This window comes from Aeromonas sp. sif2416 (assembly GCF_019218665.1).
GTDB classification, from domain to species: Bacteria; Pseudomonadota; Gammaproteobacteria; order Enterobacterales; family Aeromonadaceae; genus Aeromonas; species Aeromonas encheleia.
The window spans coordinates 595627-617555 of the sequence record NZ_JAHUXC010000002.1 but is presented as its reverse complement, the minus strand read 5'-3'; the positions used below and the strand labels follow the sequence as shown (position 1 = coordinate 617555).

Genomic DNA, 21929 nt, shown 5'->3' with positions numbered 1-21929 from the left:
TTCGCATCACATGCGGGAGCATGCCATATGCGTGTCTCGCATCGACTGGCGAAAGCGGGATGGCGTCAGGGCCTGGTTTTTTTGGGTAGATAGGGTAACAGGCGGTCTGTTTCCGCCTTCACCACGGCATAACATTCGCAGCAGAGCTGCTCAAGCTTGGGTCTGTCCAGCACGGTAATATGACCACGGCTGTACTCGATGACACCCAGCTTCTGCAGCTTGCCTGCCGCATCCGTCACCCCTTCCCGGCGAACCCCCAACATGTTGGAAATCAGCTCCTGGGTCATTGAGAGCTGATCGCCGGCCAGCCTGTCCAGTGACAGCAGCAACCAGCGGCAGAGCTGTTGATCGATGGTATGGTGACGATTGCATACCGCCGTCTGGGCCATTTGAGTCAGCAGTGCCTGGGTGTAACGCAACACCAGATGCAACATGTCCCCATGCAGGTTGAACTCGGTTTTCAGCAAGTTCCCCTTGAGACGGTAGGCATGGCCTGCGCTCTGCACCAGGGCCCGGCTCGTCGTGCTCTCACCCCCCATAAACAACGCCACCCCGATGAGTCCTTCATTGCCGACCACGGAGATCTCCGCCGAGGCGCCATCTTGCATCACGTACAGTAATGAGACGATGCAATCGATGGGAAAGTAGACATAACGCAGGGTATCACCAGATTCGTACAACACCTTACCCAGTGGTAACTCGATATATTCAAGATGCGGCAACAAACGCTGATAGACCTCTGCAGGCAAGGCCGCCAGCAAATGATTCTGCAGTGGATGATGTGCTGACATACCTTTTCCTATGTTATTTTTTCACCCAACAAGGATATACAAAAATCTACTGGGTGGATGAAAACCAACCACAACGGCGCCAATAAAGTCTCTTTGACATCGGTTATCTGCGTTGACTTTCTATTTGCAGGGCAAAAATACTCGTGCCTATGTGCTACAACGAACCGACATCAAAACGTCGACACGCCACACTCGAGGGATATTCACCGCATATGCAATGGCATAATCAGTGAATGACGTGACAAGAAGAGCCCTGCCCCGCGGGTTAATATAATGTGATGTCATCAATAATGAATGTCATCGCGGGGCTGGCCAACACCGAATATACGAAGTCTGATACCACAGATATATCACATCGAATATGGAGAACTATCATGATCACATCCGACAAGAGTAGCAGCACCACTGGCACGAAAGGCGCCCCTCAGCCAAAAATCGTCACCCCTGCTAATGGGACACATCCGGCTGTCGAGCAGATGACCCAAAGTACCCATGAAGTAGTCAACAAAGTCGCCGATGCGGTAAACTCGGCAACGACCACCTTCAACGACAAAAATAAGGACTTACAAGAAGCAAAGGACTCGTATTTCAAAAAAGTGCGAACTCAAATCAAGATCAATCCCATGAGCTATATGCTGCTGGCAATGGTGGTCGGATTTCTGCTGGCCTGGATATTTTTTTAATCATACCGCGCCCCAAGCGCCGATTTTTGCATGACTCTATGGAAATCATTAAATTAAGTTAAAATATGCCCATGCATATAAACTCATTTTCGGTTATTAACAATAAGTCATGGCACCACAGATAATATACAGCAGTAAAACACATCGACTGGACGGTGTGTTTTACTGCTGTCTATAAAATAAACTCACTCTATTACTTAAGATGCAGATTGTTCTTCACTGAGGTCACCCCTTCGACACCAGCGGCTACGGCACCGGCTTTTGAAATATTGGCCTCTTTACTGACGAAGCCACTGAGCTGCACTACGCCTTTGAAGGTTTCTACATTGATTTCAGCTGACTTGAGGTCTGGATCGGCAAAAATAGCAGACATGACCTTGGTGGTGACTACGGAGTCATCAATATACTCCCCCGTCCCCTCTTTATTGGCCGTTGACGCACAACCAACCACAGCGACTGATAGCAAGGCTATTGCTGCAAAATTTCTGGCAATACTGTATAGGTTTTTCATGATAAGCATGACTCCAACTTGACGGTAGAGTGCCAATCAACAAGATAACAAGGACAGCACTCTGCCCATGCTATGGCACTCCCAATAGGCAGTGGTTGATATATGACGAACATTGGGTCAAATATTGACTCCCGACCCTATCTATCCTGATAACACACCTAAACTATCCTTACTTGCCTCTCCCGTCTGTACGCTGCCGAACAAAGTAAGTAATTGCTCACCGGGACGGGGTTGACGGCATCAGTTTCGCAGGAATGGGATAATCCGCCGTCTCGATGTGGACCCGTTCGTAGCTACTTCTGCAGGCAACGGCCCAGTCGTTTGCCCGTATCCACCAACGACCAGATGCGTCGGCGAAATAGCTCGCCGCGATCAGACCAACGAAGAGCAAGGAGAATGATATGAGTGAGAACATGCTGTGGTTTCTCATCGTGGGATTGATCGCCGGTTGGCTGGCGGGAGTGCTGGTCAAAGGGGGCGGCTTCGGACTGATTGGCGATCTCGTCGTGGGTGTGCTCGGTGCCTTTGTTGGCGGCTGGCTGTTCACCACCTTTGGTGTCGCCATGGGCGGTGGTCTGTTCGGCAGCATCCTGGTAGCGACGATAGGGGCCGTCGTGCTGCTCCTGATCGTGCGCATCATCAGACGTGTATAGGAGCATCCGAGCTTTTTATCCGGAATCCGGACAATGTGCAGGGATGAGGTTCTGAATGATGGTTCGGCGCGCGTCACACAGGGCTATCACCTATTCCCCGACGCACAGGGATGAGCACAGGCATGGCACCCCATCGCGAACGCCTTGGATCACATTCACCACTTGAGGAGCCGGTGATGGCACCCACGCTCGACTGTCTTGACCACGTCCACATTCATGTTGCCAATCGTGCGCAGTCGGAAGCCTGGTACGCACGGGTGCTGGGGTTGCACCGCCAGCCAGAGTGTGAACCCTGGCTGTCGGCGCAGGGCCCGCTGACCCTGGGCAATGCGGCAGCTACCGTCCAGCTCGCGCTGTTCGAGCGTCCCGTCGAAAAGTGCCATTCCGTCGTCGCCCTTCGCACCACGGCCGCGGCGTTTCTTGCCTGGCGTGCCCATCTGTCTGCCGTCCTCGGCCATGGCGTAGAGGCTGTCGATCACCATCTCGCCTGGTCACTCGACTTCAGCGACCCCGACGGAAATCCGTTCGAGATAACGTCCTATGAGCACCAGCAAATAGCAGGGGCGCTGGCTGCAGCTCTTTATCGAGAAGAGGTCACCCAGCCGGGCGCCGCTCCTGATGTCAAACCTTAGCCGCCGAGAAGGAAGCCCCCATGCGCAATGCAGTCTGGTACTCCCGTTTTGCGAAAGCCGCCGCGCACTTTTGCGGCAGACCCAGAGTGTTTTCGCTCGCGGTGGGGGTCATCCTGGTGTGGGTAGTCACCGGCCCGTTGTTCGGCTTCAGTGACACCTGGCAACTCGTGATCAACACCGGCACGACGATCATCACCTTCCTGATGGTCTTCCTCATCCAGAACACCCAGAACCGCGACACCGAAGCCATTCAGATCAAGTTGGATGAACTCATTCGGGCAACCCAAGGCGCGCACAACGCGCTGCTCGATCTCGAGGAGCTGGAAGAGGAGAACCTGGACGCGTTCAAGGTGAAGTACCAGGCACTGGCCGCAGCCGCCCGATCGGAGCTGACGCTGGGTAACAAAGACACGGGCTCACCCGAACCATAGAAGAGCATCCCTCTCATCGCTGCTATTGCCTACGCCTCTGTGGTCCAGTGTGCCGGTGTTTGCCAACGTGGGCCTGCTTTAATGACGTTTCTTGTGGCTGCCGCAACCTTGCCACCAGTCGGGAACTGAATCCTGCGCTGCAGAGCGTCGATGAGTGGCTCGCCCAACACAGGGGGCGGTGTAGCCAAGTAGCAAGGCACAGGTTCTCGTGTTAGCAGGAACCTGTGCCTTGGAACGCGACATCTTTCTGAACCCGACGCCCAAAGACGCAAGCTTGTGTACTTACTTGAATTTCGACTGGGCCTCGGCCAGACCGGTCTTCAGATCGCTCCACATCTTGTCGGCGGTGACCTTGAGCTGCTCCCAGGATTCACCGCTCGCCCTGCCGAGTTCTTCCATCTTCTCGGTGGCGGCGCACTGCTTGACGCGCAAGGACTGGATCTCTTCCGCCCGCTTGACTCTCATATCGGCGGTGATGTTTTCCATTTTGGCTTCCAGCAGATTGATCTGACTGCTCCACTCCTTGAGCTGCGCGTTCATCTTTTCTCTATATGCCTGGTACACTTCCATGATCTTCTCCTTGGCTGCAGGTGGGACATTATTGGGTCTTGGTGACCACCAGCTTGTTAACGACATTCTCGACGCCGTCTACCGCCATCGATAACGCATTGGCCTTTTCGCTGTTGGCTTTCGAATCGACCGTCCCGCTCAACGTGACTACACCGCCGACGGTGTCGACACTGATCTTCATCGATTTCAGACCGGGCTCACCGAGGAGCTCGGCCTTGACCTTGGCGGTAACTTCGGTGTCATCCCAGGATTGGGCGTTTTTGGCACTTTGTTCCGCTATCTTGCCTTCATATTCGTCAACGGTTTCGTCGACTTTCTTACCGGTGTCGCTGACCGCTTCGTCAATTTTCTTGCCAGCCTGTTCGGCCGTCCCCGGTTTGTCACAACCGCTCATCCCGAAGGCGAGCAGCAGCGAGATGGCGAGGATAGTGTTGCTGTGTTTCATCTGTTGATTTCTCCGGTGCAAGGTTACCTGAATGAGGCTGCCTAGATTTTGCCGAGCAGAATCAGGATAAGCATGATGATCAGCACTAGTCCGATGAGGCCGCTAGGGGTGTAACCCCAGTTCCGGCTGTGCGGCCAGCTTGGAATAGCACCGATCAATAGCAGGATAAGCACGATCAGTAGAATGGTTCCCATGGTCATTTCCTTCGCCTAAGCGTTGCATATGGGCTGATATCATCGACCCATTTCATGGTGATAGTGCTACGAGTCCACCCACCGGGTCTGTTCGCCACCACACAGACCCGGCATACATTTTGCTGTCGAGCCTAGGGAAGGTGCGAACAAGTCCTTGGCGTGAGATCCTCTTGGTACCACTCACGAGAACCAGCGTGACTCACCAACTGACCTTCGCTGACGGCGAGTTCAACGGCGAACGCCGCCAGATCCGCAAAGAAATTCTCCTGTCTCGACTGGAGCAATGGCTCCCTGGCCAGGTGCTGGCCGTCATCGAGCCCATCTATCCCAGTGAAGCCCCTCTTCTCTTGCCGCGCTTTGGCGCCTCTGCGGTTCAGCGGCGCGTCCCTGCCACCGGTTGCCAGTTCCCCGCCGCGTCGGCGCAAAAGCTGGCCAGGCGCTGCAAGACCTGTTGTACGGCGCTATTAGCCGCCATCACGCCGCCATAAGGATTGGCCTCGGCCGCCGGCACAGTGACGTCGAATTCACGCCAGGCCAGCACCTGCCGGCTGTCGTTATCGACCAGATAGGCGCTCAGCGTGAAGCGGGTACGGCTGGGCAAACGGTCGAACTCATGCTGCAGCCGGATGATTTCGATATCGAGGCGAAGCTCGCCGACCGCCGCGCTGGGGGCTAGGACGACGGCGCGGAAGGCGTCGGTGCCCTCGAGCGCGGCGACGATGCGCGGGGCTATCATCCTGGCCGGCGTATCGATCCATTCACTGTGTGCGAAATACTCCAGCCGGTAGGGCTCGCGGACGTAGATGATGTGCTGGCTGTCGAAACCGGGCGCGGCACGCGGCGGATTGACGATCAGCGTCGGCGCCCTGTTCGATCGGACCGCCGGCGAGGCGGTCACCGGTGGGACAGGCCCGCTACCGGAAAGCGAATAGAAGGCCGGTGGTGACTCCTCGGTCCCGCCCAGCATGCTGCAGGCGCAGAGCTGTAGCAGCAACAGTGCGGTGGCGACGAACCGGGACAAGGGGAATGCTGCTTGGCGGATCATGGCTTTCGGCCCCCCTCGGCTGCTTCTCCCGGGCCATCCGGCACCGGTTTGCGGCCAAACAGCAACCCGGAGGGATTGCGCTCGGTCTGTTCGCTGAGACGACGCAGCGAGCTGCTCAGCACGCTGAGTTCGCCGATCAGGCGCTCCAGCTGGGGCAGGGTTTCCGCCGTGAAGCGGTTGATGTCGCTACCGACTGCGTTGATGGTCTTGCCGGCGCTGGCGCTGGTGCCAGCGAGTTCATTGCCCATCTTCTCGACGGCGTCGGCCGCCCGGCCGATGCGATCGATCAGCGGCTCGAGTTCGGAGCTCGCGCGCGCGCTATTTTTCATCGTCTGGGCGGCATCGATGAGGCCGGCATCGATGCTCTCGGTGCGGGCGGCCAGGGTGTGCGCCACCTGGGCGAGGTCGGCCAGGGTGCTCTTGAAGGCCGCCTGGTTTTCCGGACCGAGTAAGGTATTGAGGTTGTTCGAGGTGCTGTCCAGTTTGGCCAGCACGTTGGTCAGGACGTTCTCGAGGCGCGCGGCGAGCGAGGGCTTGGTGCGGATCACCGGATAGGCGTAACCGGCGGTAGCCTGCAACAGGGGCTGATCGTCGGCGCCGCCGCTCAATTCGACGTAGGCGATGCCGGTCAGCCCCTGCGTCTTGAGGACGGCCACTGTGTCCTGCTTGATCGGCGTGCCGTGATCGAGGGCGAAGAGCAGATTGACCCACTCGGGATTGGTCGGGTCGAGCTGGATCTGCCGCACCTTGCCGACATCGACGCCATTGTATTTGACCGGCGCATCGAGGTTGAGGCCGGCGACCGACTCCTCCGAGATCGCGAGATAGAGATCGTATGTCTTCTGGAAGGCGCCGCCCGAGGCAAGCCAGAGTATGACGGCGATCAGCATGGCGCCGAGGATGACGACGAAGCTGCCGACCAGGGTGTAATTGACTTTCGTTTCCATCATATGGCCCCGCTCTGTTGCTGGGCGGCCCGCCCGCGAGGACCGTCGAAGAATGTCCGGATTGCTGGCAGATCTATCTCCGCCAGCTCGGCCATGGAGCCGACCCCCAGCACCTTGCCGTCGCCGAGCACGGCGACACGGTCGGCCACCTGCCACAGCAGATCGAGATCGTGGGTGATGAGGACTATGGTCAGGCCGAACAGGTCGCGCAGTTTGCGGATCAGCTGATCGATCTCGCCGGCGCTTTCGGGATCGAGGCCGGCGGTCGGCTCGTCGAGAAAGAGCAGCTCAGGATCGAGGGCCAGGGCGCGAGCGAGTGCGACGCGTTTCATCATGCCGCCGCTCAGCTCGGCCGGATACTGAGCGCCGGCGGCGGGCTCCAGGCCGCTCAGCGCCAGTTTCCAGTCGGCGATCTCGTCGATCAACCCGTCGACCAGCGCGGTGTGCTCGCGCAGCGGCAGGCCAACGTTTTCCCTGGCGGTCAGCGAGCCGAACAGGCCGCCGCTCTGGAACATGACGCCCCAGCGCTGGCGCAGGGCGAGCGCTGCGGTGTCGTCGATGTTGGCCAGATCGACACCGAGCACCTGGATCGAGCCCGATTCGGGTTGCTGGAGCAGGATGATCTCCCGCAGCAGGGTCGATTTGCCCGAGCCCGAACCGCCGATCAGTGCGAAGATCTCGCCGCGGCCGACGACCAGATCGATCCCGGCATGCACGACATGCTCGCCGAAGCGAGTCGTCAGCTGGCTGATGGCGATGGCCGGGATGAGGCTGCCGGTCTGGTCGTTCATCTCAGAGATCCAGGGCACTGAAGGCGACCGAGAACAGGGCGTCGGCCACGATCACCAGAAAGATGGCGTGGACGACGCTGCGCGTCGTCTGCCGCCCGACGCTGTCTGCCCCGCCCCGGGTGCGAAATCCCTGAAAACAGCCGATGGTCACTATGATGGCGGCAAAGACCGGCGCCTTGCCGATGCCGAGCATCAGGTCAGTGACGCTGACCGTCTTGACGAAGCGATCGAGGAATTCGGCGGCGCCGACGGCCAACTGGACGCGCGCCATCAGCATGCCACCCAGGACGCCGAGCAGGTCGGCGAAGATAGTGAGCAGCGGGAGCGCGACCAGCAGGGCAAGCACCTTGGGCAGGACCAGCATGTCGAGCGGCGGGATGCCGATGGTGCGCATGGCATCGATCTCCTCGGTCACCGCCATGGTCCCGATCTGCGCCGCGTAGGCCGAGCCCGAGCGGCCGGCGACTATGATGGCGGTGATCAGCGGCGCGAACTCTCGCAGCATCGAGAGGCCGATCAGATCGGCGACGAAGATGTTGGCGCCGTATTGGCGCAGCTGATTGGCCCCCTGATAGGCGACGACGATGCCGAGCAGGAAGGAGAGCAGGCCGACTATGGGCAGCGCATCAAAACCGGCGCTACGAATGTTGTAGAGGATGGGACGCCAGCGAATGCGCGTCGGGTGAGCCAGCCAGCCGCCCAGGGCAAGCGTGCATTCGCCGATGAAGGCGAGCAGGGCGCAGCCTTGTGCCAGGGCGCTGGCCGTGCCGCGGCCGAGGCTGTCGAGATGGGAAAGAACAGGGGCGGGAGCCGGGGTGGGCGGTTGGCCGGCTTCCAGATCCTGGTCAAGGACATCGAGCAGTCTGGCGAACTCGGGGCGCAACTGGCGCAGCTCGACACCGGCCGAGTCGCCACGCAGCCGGTGCAGCAGTTTTTGCACGACCCAGGCACCGACCATGTCGAAGGACTCGATGCCCGAAGCGTCGATGATCCAGGCCGAACCCGCCGGAGCCGACAGCGCATCGAGCTCGCCGGTGAGCCGGCCAATGCCGCACGCCGTCCACGAACCCGATAGCGCCAGCGCCTGCGGTGTCGTCCGGGTGATGGCAGCCGGCGTTACTACAACAGTCGGGATCATGGCCCGCCTGCCTGTTGACAGCTTGAGTGACCCGAACAGGCGGCGCGCCTGCACGAGATAGCTGTGGGCGGCAACGGTTGCCTACTGGTCGGACTCGACCCTGATGTCATGTTTGACAGAGGTCACCCCCTCGACTCCCTTGGCAATAGAGACGACCTTGTCCACCGCCGCCTGATCTGTCGCTATGCCGCTCAGGACAACCTCCCCGGCCTGGTCGGTATTGACATGGATCTCGACCAGGCTGGACATCTGCTCGGCGGCCAGTTCGGCCTTGATCTGGGTGGTGATGATCGAATCCTCGACATATTCCATTGCCGTCGATTCCGTGGTCGTCGTGGCATCGGCACCATAGGAGGTCCCAGCGGCATGACCAACTACCGGCGGCAGCAACAGACCGGCTACGAGTAAAGGGGCACTGAGTTTGTGGTTCATGATGGGTCCTTCCTCGAGGGTTGAAAACCGCGCGCCCGGCAGCACCAATGCAATCCGTTCGCCGTGACGAAGATTTAACACGGGGCTGCGCACAGTTCTGTACGGCATCGTACATAACGCTGGCTGTGGGGGAGAACCCATGGCGTTGTGAGCCAGCATGAAGAGCCGCTACCCGACAAGCGCGTTTCACGCGGGCGGGCGAGATCCCAAAGTGTTCCGCGGTCAATTTAATGCTCGCTGAGCTCTCTTTGCGCCAGCTAGAGACGGCGGCATCGTCAATTGTCTTTTCACGTTCGAGCGCCTTGCCCTCTGCCTTCGCCTTGGCAATGCCGGCCATCTGACGGGCTTTGATGTTCGAGCGCGCCAGCTCTGCAACGGCAGCCAAGATGGTGAGCATGGCTTTGCCAATGGCCGTGGACAGGTCAAATTCCTCCCGCAGACTGATGATTCACATATAAAAACAGGGCGAACCGGATGGTTCGCCCTGTGGCTGTCATGCTGTCAGCGCTGGGATGAGAAACTAGCCTTGGCTCTCAGGCGCTGAGGCTTCCTTTGGTACCTGCCAGCCGCCACCGACCGCCTTGTAGAGCGCGACCTGGTTGGTCAGCTGGGCCAGGCGGGTGCTGATCAGCCCCTGTCTGGCGCTGAACAGGGAGCGCTGGGCGTCGAGGCGGGTCAGGTAGCTGTCCACCCCTTGCTCGTAGCGGAACTCGGCCAGCTTGAAGTAGGTCTGGTTGGCATCCACCAGATCCTGCTGGGCCTGCAGCTGCTGCTGATAGTCCGCCTGGGCGCCGAGGGTATCCGCGACCTCCTTGAAGGCGGTCTGGATGCTCTTCTCGTAGCTCGCCACCGCCTGCTTGGTGCCGACCTCGGCCACGTCCAGATCCGCCACCCGCTTGCCGCCGTCGAAGATAGGCAGATTGATCTGGGGCATGAAGGTCCAGGTGCCGGTGCCGCCGTCAAACAGCCCGCTCAGCTGGTTGCTGGCGGTGCCCGCCGTCGCGGTCAGCGAGATGGTCGGGAAGAAGGCGGCACGGGCCGCGCCTATGTTGGCGTTGGCCGCCTTCAGGCTGTGCTCCGCCGCCAGGATGTCGGGCCGCTGCTGCAGCAAGCTGGAGGGCGCCCCCACCGGGATGGCCGCCAGTTGCACCTCGGCCAGGGTCGCCGGTTGTCCCTCCAGCACCGGCACCTGGGTGCCGAGCAGCAGGGCCAGACCGTTTCTGTCCTGTTTCACCTGACGCTGGAATTGCGCCTGGCTGACCCTGGCGTTCTCGAGGGCGGTGCGCCCCTGCGCCAGCTCCATCTCGGATGCCGCCCCCAGCCGGTATTTGTGCTGGGTCAACACATAGCTCTCCTGCTCGGTCGCGAGCGTCGCCTGGCTCAGCGCCAGCAGCTCCTGATCCGCCAGCAGGGTGAGGTAGGCATTCGCCACCGAGGCGATCAGCGCGATCTGGGTGCTGCGCTGGGTCTCGATTTGCGCCAGGTAATTCTCCAGCGCCTGATCTTTCAGGCTCTGGATCCGGCCGAACAGGTCCAGCTCGTAGGCGGTGATGCCGATGTCAGCCCCGTACTGGCTACTGATGGTCCCCTGCCCCGTGCCGCTGAGATCGTCGGATCCCTGCTGGCGGGTGCCGGCGCCGTTGGCGGCCAGGGTGGGCAGCTGGGCCGCCCGCTGGATCCGGTATCTGGCCTCATAGGCCTCGACGTTGAGCGCCGCGAGCCGCAGATCCCGGTTGTTCTCCAAAGCGGTGTCGATCAGTTTTTGCAGCGCCGGATCGAGGAACTGCTGCTGCCAGGGGGCGACCGCCCCCTGGGTGGCGAGGTTCTCTTGCCAGGAGGCGCCTTGCGGCACCTCCGGGCGTTGGTAATCGGGGGCCATGGAGCAGGCCCCCAGCAACATTGTCACACTCAAGGCGACCAGGGTCTTAGTCATGTTTGATCTCCTTGGCGTGGGTCACGCGCTCTTCGGCGCTGTGGTGCTCGGTGAAGTAACGCATCACCAGCACGAAGAACAGCGGCACGAAGAAGATGGCGAGCACTGTGGCCGTGATCATCCCCCCCATCACGCCGGTGCCGATGGCGTTGCGGCTGCTGGCGCCGGCGCCGGAGCTTATCACCAGCGGCAGCACGCCGAGGATGAAGGCGAGGGAGGTCATCAGGATCGGGCGCAGGCGCTGACGGGAGGCTTCCACCACCGCATCGCCCAGCTTCATGCCCTTGTCATGGAGCTCCTTGGCGAATTCGACGATCAGGATCGCGTTCTTGGCCGACAGCCCTATGGTGGTGAGCAGGCCCACCTGGAAGTAGACATCATTCTCCAACCCGCGCAGGGTGGCCGCCAGTATGGCGCCCAGCACCCCGAGCGGCACCACCAGCATGACCGAGAACGGAATGCTCCAGCTCTCGTACAGGGCCGCCAGACAGAGGAAGACCACCAGCAGCGAGATGGCGTACAAGGCAGGCGCCTGAGAGCCGGCCTGCCGCTCCTGGAAGGAGAGACCCGTCCACTCGATGCCGATCCCGTCCGGCAGCTGTTGCACCATCTGCTCGATGGCCGCCATGGCATCACCGGTACTCTTGCCCGGCGCCGCCTCACCGACTATCTCCATGGCGGAGACGCCGTTGTAACGCTCGAGACGCGGCGAGCCGAAGCTCCACTCTGTGCTGGCGAAGGCGGAGAAGGGCACCATCTGGCCGGTGCTGTTACGCACGTACCACAGCTTGAGATCCTCCGGGTTCATCCTAAATGGCGCATCCGCCTGCAGGTAGACCTTCTTGACCCGGCCTCTGTCGACGAAGTCGTTCACATAGGAGGAGCCCCAGGCCGCCGACAGGGTGTTGTTGATGTCGCTGATGGAGAGCCCCTGGGCCAGCGCCTTCTCGTAGTCGATCTTGATGTCGAGCTGGGGCGTGTCTTCCATCCCGTTCGGGCGCACCCGCACCAGGTTGGGATCCTGCGCCGCCATGCCGAGCAGCTGGTTACGGGCCTGCATCAGCTTCTCGTGACCCAGACCACCGCGGTCCTGCAGGAAGAAGTCGAAGCCGGTGGCCGTGCCGAGCTCAGGAATGGGAGGCAGGTTGAAGGCGAAGACCTGCGCCTCCTTGATGCTGAACAGATAACCCATGGCGCGGCCTATGATGGCGTTGGCGCTGCGCTCTTCCCCTTGCCGCTCGCTCCAGTCCTTCAACTTGATGAAGGCCATACCGCTGTTCTGGCCGCTACCGGCGAAGCTGAAGCCCGATACCGTCAGCACCGAGTCGACGTTATCTTTCTCGGTCTCGAGGAAGTAGTCGCGCATCTGCGCCAGCACCACCTCGGTACGCTCCTTGGTGGCGCCTACCGGCAGCTGCACCATGGACATGATGACCCCCTGATCCTCTTCCGGCAGGAAGGAGGTGGGCAGGCGCAGGAACAGCACCGCCAGCACCGCCAGCATGGCCAGATAGATGAGGCTGTAGCGGGTACCCTGCTTGATCACCTTGCGCACACCATTCTGGTAACGGTTGGCGTTGGTGTCGAAGAAGCGGTTGAACCAGCCGAAGAAGCCACGCTGGATGCCGTGCTCGCCCTGTTTGATGGGCTTGAGCAGGGTGGCACAGAGCGCCGGGGTCAGGATCAGGGCCACCAGCACCGACAGCACCATGGCCGAGACGATGGTGAGGGAGAACTGGCGATAGATGGCGCCGGTCGAGCCGCCGAAGAAGGCCATGGGCACGAACACCGCCGACAGCACCAGGGCGATGCCCACCAGGGCACCGGTGATCTGGGTCATGGACTTGCGGGTAGCCTCCAGCGGGGAGAGACCCTCCTCGCTCATCAGCCGCTCCACGTTCTCCACCACGACTATGGCGTCATCCACCAGCAGGCCGATGGCGAGCACCAGACCGAACATGGTCAGGGTGTTGATGGAGAAGCCGAAGGCCGCCATGACCCCGAAGGTACCGAGCAGCACCACGGGCACCGCTATGGTCGGGATCAGGGTCGCCCGGAAGTTCTGCAGGAACAGATACATGACGCAGAACACCAGGAAGATGGCCTCCACCAGGGTCTGCACCACCTCCTCGATGGAGATCTTCACGAACGGCGTGGTGTCGTAGGGGTAGACGATCTTCATGTTGGCCGGGAAGTAGTTCGCGAGCTCATCGAGCTTGCCGCGCACCTCGTCCGCGGTGTCGAGGGCGTTGGCGCCGGTGGCCAGCTTGATCGCCAGCGCCGCCGTGGCCTGACCGTTGTAGAGCGCGGTGGCATCGTAGCTTTCACCGGCGAGCTCGACCCGGGCCACGTCCTTGAGCAGCACCTTGGAGCCGTCCTGGTTCACCCGCAGCAGTATGTTGTTGAATTCCTCCGGGGTGGACAGGCGGGTCTGCCCCATGATGGTGGCGGTAAATTGCTGATCGCTCACCGAGGGGGTGCCGCCCAACTTGCCGAAGGCCACCTGGGCGTTCTGGGCCTTGATGGCGGCCTGGATGTCCCCGGGGGTCATCTGTACCCGGTTGAGCTTGTGCGGATCCAGCCAGACGCGCATGGAGTACTGGCTGCCGAACAGGGTGATGTCACCCACCCCGTCCAGCCGGCTCAGGGGCTCCTTGATGTTGCTCACCACGTAGTCGGCGAGGTCATCGTTGGTCATGCTGCCATCGGTGGAGATGAAGGCGGCCACCATCAGGAAGCTGCTGGAGGTCTTCTGGACCCGGACACCCTGTTGCTGTACCTCTTGCGGCAGCAGCGACATGGCCTGCTGCAGCTTGTTCTGCACCTGCACCTGGGCGATATCCGGATCGGTGCCCGGCTTGAAGGTGAGGGTCACGCTGACATTACCGGACGAATCCGACTGGGCAGACATGTAGAGCAGGTGATCCAGCCCCGTCATGTTCTGTTCGATGATCTGGGTCACCGAGTCTTCCACCGTCTTGGCGGAGGCGCCCGGGTAGCTGGCGGAGATGCCAACCGCCGGCGGGGCTATGGTCGGGTACTGGGCCACCGGCAAGCCGATGATGGCCATGGTCCCGGCCAGCATGATCACCAGGGCGATTACCCAGGCAAAAATGGGTCTATCTATAAAAAATCGTGCCATGAGGCGACTACTCCATCCTACTGCTTGGTTACCGGGGTCTGCTCGGTCTGTGTGGTGGCGGTGTTGCTGACGCGTTCAGCGGGCGCAACCACAGCCCCGGGTTTCACTTTCTGCAGACCGGCGACGATCACCTTCTCGCCGGAGTTGAGACCGGACTCCACCACCCAGCTGTCGCCGACGACGCGGCTGAGCTGCACTTCCCGCAGTTCGACCTTGTTGTCCGCGGTCACCACCATGACGGTGGCGCCGCCTTTGGGGGTGCGGGTCACGGCGGTCTGCGGCACCAGCAATCCTTCGGGGCGCTCGCCCTCTTGCAGGATGGCGCGCATGAACATGCCGGGCAGCAGCAGATCATGGGGATTCGGAACCAGGACCCGCAGGGTCACCATGCCGGTGGTCTCGTCCACGGTCACGTCGGAGAACTGCAACGAGCCCTGCTCGCCGTAGTGGCTGCCATCTTCCAGCAGGAAGCTGACCTTGGCGCCATCCTGCTGACCCTGAGTCAGCTTGCCGGCGGCGACCTGGCGCTTGAGGCGCAGCAGATCGGCGGTGGACTGGCGCACGTCCACATACATGGGATCGAGCTGCTGGATGGAGGTGAGGCTGGCCGCCTGCTGGGCGGTGACCAGGGCACCCTCGGTCACCGCAGACTTGCCGATGCGACCGCTGATGGGGGCGGTGATGCGGGTGTAGGCCAGGTTGATGTTGGCGCTCTGCAGGGCGGCCTTGGCGGCCCCGATCTCGGCGACTTGCTGCTTCCAGGCCGCATCGGCGTCGTCATATTCCTGACGGCTGATGGCCTTGACCTTCACCAGCTCGGCATAACGCTGGGCCTTGAGGCGGGCGCTGCGCTCGTTGGCCTCGGCCTTGGCCAGATTGGCCGCGGCCGAGGCCACGGCGGCCTGATAGACGGCCGGATCGATCTGGTACAACAGCTGGCCGGCCTTGACGTCGCTGCCTTCGGTGAACAGGCGCTTGAGGATGATGCCGTTCACCTGGGGGCGCACTTCGGCGACCCGCAGGGGGGCCGTGCGGCCGGTGAGCTCGGACATGAGTTGCAGCGGGCTGGTGTGCAGGGTGACCACGTCCACGGCGGCGGGTGGCATCTCACCCGCCTGCTGGGCCTCGCCTTTTTCACCACAGCCAGCCAACAGGCCGCTTGCCAACAAGGCAAGGCCGACTGAACGTGCGAGAATATGTTTATGCATGAAGTCTCTGAGCCTCTGTTTCAATCAAAAAAAAACAACAAAACCACAGGGTTTATAGGGCCCCTGTTGGTAAAACTGCGAAGATGAGGCAATATACATACATTCATAAATGTATGTAAGTAACTTTTCCCCCTTTTAAACAGGTACGGATCCGATGGCCAGAAGAACTAAAGAAGAAGCGCAGCAGACCCGCTGCCACATCATGAGCACGGCCCTGAATCTGTTCTGCCAACAGGGGTTGGCGAAGACCAACCTGACCGATATTGCCAATGCCGCCGAGCTGACCCGGGGGGCCATCTACTGGCATTTCAAGAACAAGGAGGAGCTGTTTACCTCCCTGTGGGAAGAGCTGTGCGCGCCGCTCTCCCATCAGCTCGACGCCTGTGTCGATGAGCAGGAGCCGGATCCCCTCGGCAAGCTGCGCGCCTTCTTGCGGGAGGTGATGGTGAAGATCAGCTCCCATCCCGCCCACCAGCAGATGTTCACCATCATGTTCAACCTGGAGTCGCTGGAAGGAGAGGCCATCTCCCTGCGGGATCACATGCGTCTGCAATCGAATAACTTCTTCCGGGATCTGGAGCTCACCCTAGCCAATGCCGTGCGCCGCGGCCAACTGCCGGAGGGGCTCGATCTGCGCCGTACCGCCACCCTGCTGCACTGCACCCTGGATGGCTACATCATCAACTGGCTGCACTTCCCGGAGCGCATCGACCTGATCCAGGAGGCCGACTTCGTGCTCGACACCCTGTTCGGCCTGCTCGCCCAGCCACAGCCCTCCCTCCTGCGCCGCCCCTGACAGGCCGCCAGTCTCTCCCCCGTCACACCCGGCCCCAGGTCGGGTGTGACCGCATTTTCTGAGCGCGGACCTGAACTGCAGGGGGCAAATTTGCTAGAGTAGCCGCCCACCTTAGAGACGATCCCTATGCCATCTTCACTGCCACCCGCCCCCGACACCCACAGTTGCGCCCAGCTGGCGCCGCGCCCTGCCCTCCTCGGCAAGGCCCACGATCCCTTCCTGGCCCGCTTGCCGGCGGGGGCGCACCTGCTGGAGGCGGGCTGCGGCGCGGGGGAGGATCTGCATTACTTTCGGGAGCAAGGGTTCGTGGTCACCGCCTTCGATGCCAGCCTGAGCCAGGCCAGGGCCGCCTCGCGCCTGTGTGGCCAGCCGGTGCGGGTCTGCCGCTTCGAGCAGATGCACAACGTGCTGCCCTTTGACGGCATCTGGGCCAGCGGCTCGCTGCCCTGCCTGGCCGAGGCCGAGCTGGCCCCCGCCCTGACGCATCTCGCCGGCCTGCTCAAACCCCAGGGGCCGCTCTACTGCTCCTTCCCCTATGACGAGGGGGAGCCCGGCGGCACCTTGCCAGCATCACCGGCCGAATACCCGCTGCAGACCCGGCTCGATGAGGCCCGCCTGCAACAACTGATCGCCCCCCTGCCGTTTGGCCTGCATCAGAGCTGGTGCAGCGAGGATGCCGTGCAGGGGCGCTGGTTGCATGCCCTGCTGATCCGCGACCCCAATCCCGCCACAATTAATCAATATCGCGGCCGTCGATCCAAACAGGGTGCCCGACGTGATTCATCATCCAGCTAACAATATTTAACTCTGAGTTAACCAGGTGTCGGCAGACAAGATGCGGATTTTGTGTTAAAAATCGGCATCAAAATCAAGATTAAATAACAAGACAGACACCAACACCTGGATTTTTCTATGAAACTTGTCCTTAAACTGATTGCCGGCATCCTCGCCGGTCTCCTGCTCGGTCTCTACGCCCCTGAATGGGTCGCACGCGTGCTGTTTACGGCCAAGACGGTCATCGGCCAGCTGATCACCTTCACCATCCCGCTCATCATCCTGTTCTTCATCATGAGCGGCATCGCCAGCCTGCCGAAGAACTCCGGCAAGCTGCTGGGCAAGACGGTGGCACTCTCCTACTGCTCCACCATACTGGCCGGCCTGTTCGCCTTCACCGTGGCGAGCCAGCTGATCCCGCGGCTGACCACCGCCGCCGAGCCCACGGCGCAGGCCGCCATCAAGCTCGGCTCCTACATCAATCTGGAGATACCGCCGCTGTTCGGGGTGATGTCGGCCCTGGCCGCCGCCTTCGTGTTCGGCATCGGCATCAGCGCCACCCAGGCCACGGATCTGCGCCGGGTCGCCGATCAGGGCCGTGACATCATCGACCGCCTGCTGGCGAAGGTGATCATCCCGCTGCTGCCGTTCTACATCGCCGGGGTCTTCGTCGAGATGACGGTGGAAGGCACCGTCTTCGCCACCCTCAAGACCTTCGGGGTGGTACTGGTGATGGCCATCGCCATGCACTGGCTCTGGCTCAGCGTGCTGTTCGTCGGCACCGGGCTGGCGCTCGGTCGCTCACCCGCCATGCTCATCAAGAACATGCTGCCCGCCTACTTCACCGCGCTCGGCACCATGTCCAGCGCCGCCACCATCCCGGTGGCGCTGCAGGCCAGCAAGAACAACGGCGTGAGCGACGGCATCGCCAACTTCACCGTGCCGCTGTGCGCCACCATCCACCTGTGCGGCTCCACCATCACCCTGGTGACCTGTGCCACCGCCGTGATGTTCCTCTCCGAGCACCTGGCCATCCCGGGGCTGGACACCATGCTGCCCTTCATCATGATGCTGGGCGTCATCATGATAGCGGCGCCGGGTGCACCGGGCGGCGGCGTCATGTCGGCGCTGGGGCTGCTCACCTCCATGCTCGGCTTCGGCGAGGCCTCCATCGCCCTGATGATCGCCCTCTACCTGGCGCAGGACAGCTTCGGCACCGCCTGCAACGTCACCGGTGACGGCGTCATCGCGCTCTGGGCCGATCGCTTCGCCCAAGGCGGGGAAACCACGCGTTCCCCCGAGCGCGACGCGGCCTGATCGCACACGCCATAAAAAAACGGGAGCCACTGGCTCCCGTTTTTTTATGGCTGACATTTGAGGTCAACCACGCCGGCGGATCACCCCTTCCTGGGCGGTGCTCGCCACCAGCACCCCGTCGCGGGTGAAGAACTGGCCGCGCACCAGTCCCCGGCCGGCGCTGGCGCTCGGGCTGTCCACCACGTAGAGCAGCCAGTCATCCAGCCGGAAGTTGCGGTGGAACCACATGGAGTGATCTATGGTCGCCACCTGCATGTCCGGCTCCCAGTAGGAGACGCCGTGAGGCTGCAGGGCGGCGAACAGGAAGTGGAAGTCGGAGGCATAGGCCAGCAGGTAGTTGTGCACCCGCTGATCGTCCGGCACTGTGCCATTGGCCTTGAACCAGGTGTAACGCAGCGGCTCGTGCACATCCGGCCGGATCGGATCGACCAGGGTCACCGGGCGGATCTCGATGGGCTTCTCGCACATGATCTTGTCGCGCAGGGCCGGCGGGATCTGGTGCTCGTAGGGGCGCACCAGCTCCAGCTCGCTCTTGAGCTGCTCGGGGGGCGTGATGCCTGCCGGCATCTGGGCCTGATGCTCGAAGCCCTCGGCCTCCACCTGGAAGGAGGCATTGAGATAGAAGATGGGCTTGCCGTTCTGGATCGCCTTGACCCGGCGGGTGGAGACGGTCTGGCCGTCACGGATGTTCTCCACGTCGTAGATGATGGGTCTGTTGGCATCCCCCGGACGCAAGAAGTAGGAGTGGAAGCTGTGCACCTGGCGATCGGCGGCCACCGTCTGCTTGGCGGCTGACAAGGCCTGCCCCATTACCTGTCCACCAAACACGGCCCGCAGACCGAGATCCTGGCTCTGGCCCCGAAACAGGCCCTCCTCGATCTTCTCCAGCGCCAGCAGTGCCAGCAGCTCATCAAGTACCTTGCTCATTATTATCTCCTCTATCAGTGCCGCAAAGGCTAACAAGGAGACAGGGCCGAGGCAACCTCCCCCTCTCTCAGTGGGTCGTGCCGCCACCGATCGCCAGGTCCTGCTCGTGATTCAGTGCCGCATCCAGGCCGATCGTCAGCCCCTGCACTATCTGGGTCAGGCTCATCGAGGGGGCACCCGTCGGCTGGCGCGCCGCCTGCTCTGGCAGATAGGGGATGTGCAGGAAACCACCCCGGCAGCGCAATCCATCCCGGGCAATCCTATGCATCAGGCCGTAGAACAGGTGGTTGCAGACATAGGTCCCGGCGCTGTAGGAGACGGCGGCGGGCAACCCCGCCTCACGCAGTGCCAGCACCATGGCCTTGATGGGCAGGGTGGTGAAATAGGCCGCGGGGCCATCCGCCACTATGGGCCTGTCGATGGGCTGAGCCCCGGCGTTATCCGGGATGCGGGCGTCATCCAGATTGATGGCGACCCGCTCCAGACTGAGTTCGCTGCGCCCCCCCGCCTGGCCCACCGCCAGCACCAGCACGGGCTGGTACTGCGTCAGTTCGACCTCCAGCTCCGCCAGGGCCAGGTCGAAGACGCAGCTCAGCCGCACCGCCCGGATCAGATGGTGTTTGCCGAGGTGCTGGCCATCGAGTCCCCTGACCGCCTCCCAGGACGGGTTGAGCGGCTCGCCACCGAAGGGTTCGAAACCGGTCAGTAAAATGGTCTTCATTATCATATCCTTCTGTGTTGTTTCGGCATGCGGCCGGCCACGGCGCCCCCGCAGCAATACTCATGACAGCGGGAGAGACGAGGGCCGTCCCAAGTGGGTGGCCCTCGTCATGACGCATCAACGAAACGCCAGGAAGTACATCAGCAATATGTTGCAGCCAAGCATCAGGATGGCGGTAGGGATCTGTACCAGGATGACCTGATACTTGTTGTCCAGCTCGAGCAGGGCGGCGGGCACTATGTTGTAGTTGGCCCCCATAGGGGTCATCAGGGTACCGCAATAACCGGAGAGCATGCCGATGGCGACGACGGCGGCGGGGTTGCCGTGGGCCCCCATGATGAGGAAGGGGATGGCGATACCCGCCGTCATCACGGGGAAGGCCGCGAAGGCATTGCCCATGATCATGGTGAACAGCGCCATGCCGACACAGTAGATGGCCACCATCAAGAACAGATTGTTGGGGGTGACAAACAGATTCACCACCTCCTTCACCGACTCCCCCGTCTGGGCGACCACGAAGACCCCGCCCAGCATGGCGAGCATCTGCGGCAGGATCGCGGCCCAGCCGATGGAGTCCACCAACCGTCTCGATTCACGCACCGCCTGCAGGGGGGTGCCACCGATCAGCCTCCAACCCAACAGCAGGGCCGCCAGCGTCCCTATGGCCAGGGAGGTCAGGGTGATGTTCTTCTGATCGAGCACGAAGTAATCCCCCAGGGTGGCATGCCCCAGCAGTATGGTGCTGAGCACAGTCGCCACCGGGATCATGACGGCGGGCAGGAACAGACGGTTACCCAGTTTGCCCGCCGAATCTTGCCGCTCGGCATCAGTGCGCTGGGAGTAACGCCCCATCGCCAGCTGACCGGTGCCGGCCAGCAGGGCGATCAGGATCACCAGCACACCCACTATCCGGTAGGCAATCTGACTACCCAGTTGGCTGACCAGCAGGTCGCCGAACAGGAAGATGGCGCCGAAGCAGAACCAGAACAGGGCCGTCGTATAGCGTTTGGGGTTATGCCTGTCCGAGAGGGTCATGCCTACCTGCAGCATGACGATGAGACCGATGAGGTAGTAGATATCATTGAGAGTGATCAGGCTGTTCATCATGCACGCTCCAGCACGGCTTGTTCGGGGGCCTTGGCCTGTTCACCCGCCTGCCAGGCGGCCACGTCGCGGGCAATGCTGGCATCGAGCCTGAGCAGACGACCCATGTGGATCAGCAGCGCGCACAGGGCGGTCGGTATTCCCCACAACCCTATGTAGAGGGGTTCGACCTGGGTGATGCCGTTCTCCTGGAGGAAGGCACTCATCAGCAAGACGGCACCGAAGGCGAGGAAGATGTCCTCACCGAAGAAGACCGCCACGTTGTCACAGGCGGCAGCATGGGCCCGGATCTTGTCACGAATATGCTTGGGCAAGTCACCATGACGATGCACCGCGGCTCCCTCTGTCATGGGGGCGATCAGCGGACGCACCGTCTGGGCATGACCCCCCAGGCTCAGCAACCCCAGCATGGCCGTGCCCTGGCGCAACACGAAATAGAGCATCAGGATGCGGGCCGAGGTGGCCTTGCGGATGCCGGCGATCCAGCTCTGTGCCCGCTCCTTGAGGCCATAGCGCTCCAGCAGGCCGATCACCGGCAGGATCAGAATAAGAGTGGCCAATTGCCGACTGTTGAGAAACTTCTCACCGAAGGTCTCCAGCAGCCCGGTCAGGGACATGCCAGTCGCCAGACCTGTCGCCAACCCCGCCGCCGTCACCACCAGCAACGGATTGAATTTCAACGCAAAACCCAGCACCACGACGGGGATCCCTATCAGTGGCAATAATACACTTCCATCCATGTGA

Annotated in this window: 24 protein-coding genes and 3 pseudogenes; 8 read left to right on the top strand and 19 right to left on the bottom strand. The window is 61.5% G+C overall.

Features of this window, described 5'->3' with window-relative positions:
* Positions 1 to 65: 65 nt before the first annotated feature.
* The gene (locus KW821_RS06235; protein WP_218290800.1) at positions 66 to 791 is read right to left on the bottom strand and encodes a Crp/Fnr family transcriptional regulator; all 726 of its coding nucleotides are present in this window, start codon (positions 789 to 791) and stop codon (positions 66 to 68) included.
* 374 nt (positions 792 to 1165) lie between these two features.
* On the opposite strand from KW821_RS06235, the gene KW821_RS06230 reads away from it, so the two are divergent.
* The gene (locus KW821_RS06230; protein ID WP_218290799.1) at positions 1166 to 1474 is read left to right on the top strand and encodes a hypothetical protein; all 309 of its coding nucleotides are present in this window, start codon (positions 1166 to 1168) and stop codon (positions 1472 to 1474) included.
* Positions 1475 to 1667: 193 nt separating this feature from the next.
* Here the strand turns inward: KW821_RS06230 and KW821_RS06225 are convergent, their stop codons facing one another.
* Complete coding sequence (locus tag KW821_RS06225) at positions 1668 to 1985, bottom strand: BON domain-containing protein (RefSeq protein WP_218290798.1); 318 nt, start codon at positions 1983 to 1985, stop codon at positions 1668 to 1670.
* 217 nt (positions 1986 to 2202) lie between these two features.
* Positions 2203 to 2365, bottom strand: a pseudogene (locus tag KW821_RS06220) (IS66 family transposase); the annotation flags it as partial.
* Positions 2366 to 2386: 21 nt separating this feature from the next.
* On the opposite strand from KW821_RS06220, the gene KW821_RS06215 reads away from it, so the two are divergent.
* The 3 genes from KW821_RS06215 to KW821_RS06205 all read left to right on the top strand — a co-directional run bounded on the left by KW821_RS06215 (position 2387) and on the right by KW821_RS06205 (position 3701).
* Entirely contained in the window at positions 2387 to 2638 is a 252-nt protein-coding gene (locus KW821_RS06215) for a GlsB/YeaQ/YmgE family stress response membrane protein (RefSeq protein ID WP_033129246.1), read from the top strand.
* A 176-nt stretch (positions 2639 to 2814) separates the two neighbouring features.
* Positions 2815 to 3270 (top strand): VOC family protein, encoded by a 456-nt coding sequence (locus tag KW821_RS06210; protein WP_218290797.1) that lies wholly within the window; start codon positions 2815 to 2817, stop codon positions 3268 to 3270.
* 20 nt (positions 3271 to 3290) lie between these two features.
* Positions 3291 to 3701, top strand: coding sequence for a low affinity iron permease family protein (locus KW821_RS06205; RefSeq protein ID WP_033130410.1), 411 nt, complete (start codon positions 3291 to 3293; stop codon positions 3699 to 3701).
* Positions 3702 to 3983: 282 nt separating this feature from the next.
* Here the strand turns inward: KW821_RS06205 and KW821_RS06200 are convergent, their stop codons facing one another.
* The 3 genes from KW821_RS06200 to KW821_RS06190 are packed head-to-tail and all read right to left on the bottom strand — an operon-like array spanning position 3984 to position 4910.
* Entirely contained in the window at positions 3984 to 4271 is a 288-nt protein-coding gene (locus KW821_RS06200) for a hypothetical protein (RefSeq protein ID WP_218290796.1), read from the bottom strand.
* Between the two features lie 28 nt (positions 4272 to 4299).
* Positions 4300 to 4716 carry a BON domain-containing protein gene (locus KW821_RS06195; RefSeq protein ID WP_218290795.1) on the bottom strand — a complete coding sequence of 139 codons (417 nt, stop codon included), beginning with the start codon at positions 4714 to 4716 and terminating at the stop codon, positions 4300 to 4302.
* 41 nt (positions 4717 to 4757) lie between these two features.
* A complete protein-coding gene (locus tag KW821_RS06190) occupies positions 4758 to 4910 on the bottom strand; it encodes a DUF3309 family protein (RefSeq protein WP_218290794.1) in 153 nt (50 codons plus the stop codon).
* Positions 4911 to 5104: 194 nt separating this feature from the next.
* Between KW821_RS06190 and KW821_RS21685 the strand changes: the two are divergent.
* Positions 5105 to 5239, top strand: a pseudogene (locus KW821_RS21685) (IS5/IS1182 family transposase); the annotation flags it as partial.
* Between the two features lie 44 nt (positions 5240 to 5283).
* Here the strand turns inward: KW821_RS21685 and KW821_RS06185 are convergent.
* The 9 genes and pseudogenes from KW821_RS06185 to KW821_RS06145 form a co-directional block, all read right to left on the bottom strand.
* Positions 5284 to 5955, bottom strand: coding sequence for an ABC-type transport auxiliary lipoprotein family protein (locus KW821_RS06185; protein ID WP_218290793.1), 672 nt, complete (start codon positions 5953 to 5955; stop codon positions 5284 to 5286).
* A complete protein-coding gene (locus tag KW821_RS06180; RefSeq protein ID WP_218290792.1) occupies positions 5952 to 6905 on the bottom strand; it encodes an MlaD family protein in 954 nt (317 codons plus the stop codon). The genes KW821_RS06185 and KW821_RS06180 overlap by 4 nt, the downstream gene beginning before the upstream one ends.
* A complete protein-coding gene (locus KW821_RS06175) occupies positions 6902 to 7693 on the bottom strand; it encodes an ABC transporter ATP-binding protein (RefSeq protein ID WP_218290791.1) in 792 nt (263 codons plus the stop codon). Before KW821_RS06175 ends, KW821_RS06180 begins: the two co-directional genes overlap by 4 nt.
* A gap of 1 nt (position 7694) precedes the next feature.
* Positions 7695 to 8831, bottom strand: a complete 1137-nt coding sequence (locus KW821_RS06170; RefSeq protein WP_218290790.1) for an MlaE family lipid ABC transporter permease subunit — start codon at positions 8829 to 8831, stop codon at positions 7695 to 7697.
* Positions 8832 to 8912: 81 nt separating this feature from the next.
* Positions 8913 to 9263 carry a BON domain-containing protein gene (locus KW821_RS06165; RefSeq protein ID WP_218290789.1) on the bottom strand — a complete coding sequence of 117 codons (351 nt, stop codon included), beginning with the start codon at positions 9261 to 9263 and terminating at the stop codon, positions 8913 to 8915.
* 313 nt (positions 9264 to 9576) lie between these two features.
* Positions 9577 to 9702: pseudogene (locus tag KW821_RS21680) on the bottom strand (recombinase family protein); the annotation flags it as partial.
* An 81-nt stretch (positions 9703 to 9783) separates the two neighbouring features.
* Positions 9784 to 11196 carry an efflux transporter outer membrane subunit gene (locus KW821_RS06155; RefSeq protein ID WP_218290788.1) on the bottom strand — a complete coding sequence of 471 codons (1413 nt, stop codon included), beginning with the start codon at positions 11194 to 11196 and terminating at the stop codon, positions 9784 to 9786.
* Positions 11189 to 14338, bottom strand: a complete 3150-nt coding sequence (locus tag KW821_RS06150; RefSeq protein ID WP_218290787.1) for an efflux RND transporter permease subunit — start codon at positions 14336 to 14338, stop codon at positions 11189 to 11191. Before KW821_RS06150 ends, KW821_RS06155 begins: the two co-directional genes overlap by 8 nt.
* Positions 14339 to 14355: 17 nt before the next feature.
* On the bottom strand, positions 14356 to 15546 hold the full coding sequence (locus tag KW821_RS06145) for an efflux RND transporter periplasmic adaptor subunit (protein WP_218290786.1): 1191 nt from the start codon (positions 15544 to 15546) through the stop codon (positions 14356 to 14358).
* Positions 15547 to 15700: 154 nt separating this feature from the next.
* On the opposite strand from KW821_RS06145, the gene KW821_RS06140 reads away from it, so the two are divergent.
* The 3 genes from KW821_RS06140 (at position 15701) to KW821_RS06130 (ending at position 18433) form a co-directional block, all read left to right on the top strand.
* Positions 15701 to 16342: a TetR family transcriptional regulator gene (locus KW821_RS06140; protein ID WP_218290785.1), complete on the top strand. Its 642-nt coding sequence runs from the start codon at positions 15701 to 15703 to the stop codon at positions 16340 to 16342.
* 126 nt (positions 16343 to 16468) lie between these two features.
* Entirely contained in the window at positions 16469 to 17137 is a 669-nt protein-coding gene (locus KW821_RS06135; RefSeq protein WP_218290784.1) for a bifunctional 2-polyprenyl-6-hydroxyphenol methylase/3-demethylubiquinol 3-O-methyltransferase UbiG, read from the top strand.
* A 117-nt stretch (positions 17138 to 17254) separates the two neighbouring features.
* Positions 17255 to 18433, top strand: a complete 1179-nt coding sequence (locus tag KW821_RS06130) for a dicarboxylate/amino acid:cation symporter (RefSeq protein WP_218290783.1) — start codon at positions 17255 to 17257, stop codon at positions 18431 to 18433.
* A gap of 63 nt (positions 18434 to 18496) precedes the next feature.
* Here the strand turns inward: KW821_RS06130 and tesB are convergent, their stop codons facing one another.
* The 4 genes from tesB to KW821_RS06110 all read right to left on the bottom strand — a co-directional run bounded on the left by tesB (position 18497) and on the right by KW821_RS06110 (position 21925).
* Positions 18497 to 19360 (bottom strand): acyl-CoA thioesterase II, encoded by an 864-nt coding sequence (tesB, locus tag KW821_RS06125; RefSeq protein ID WP_042654992.1) that lies wholly within the window; start codon positions 19358 to 19360, stop codon positions 18497 to 18499.
* A gap of 67 nt (positions 19361 to 19427) precedes the next feature.
* Positions 19428 to 20081 (bottom strand): pyroglutamyl-peptidase I, encoded by a 654-nt coding sequence (gene pcp, locus KW821_RS06120; protein ID WP_218290782.1) that lies wholly within the window; start codon positions 20079 to 20081, stop codon positions 19428 to 19430.
* A gap of 117 nt (positions 20082 to 20198) precedes the next feature.
* Positions 20199 to 21185, bottom strand: a complete 987-nt coding sequence (locus KW821_RS06115; protein WP_218290781.1) for a DUF979 domain-containing protein — start codon at positions 21183 to 21185, stop codon at positions 20199 to 20201.
* Positions 21185 to 21925 (bottom strand): DUF969 domain-containing protein, encoded by a 741-nt coding sequence (locus tag KW821_RS06110; RefSeq protein WP_218290780.1) that lies wholly within the window; start codon positions 21923 to 21925, stop codon positions 21185 to 21187. The genes KW821_RS06115 and KW821_RS06110 overlap by 1 nt, the downstream gene beginning before the upstream one ends.
* Between the last annotated feature and the right edge of the window lie 4 nt (positions 21926 to 21929).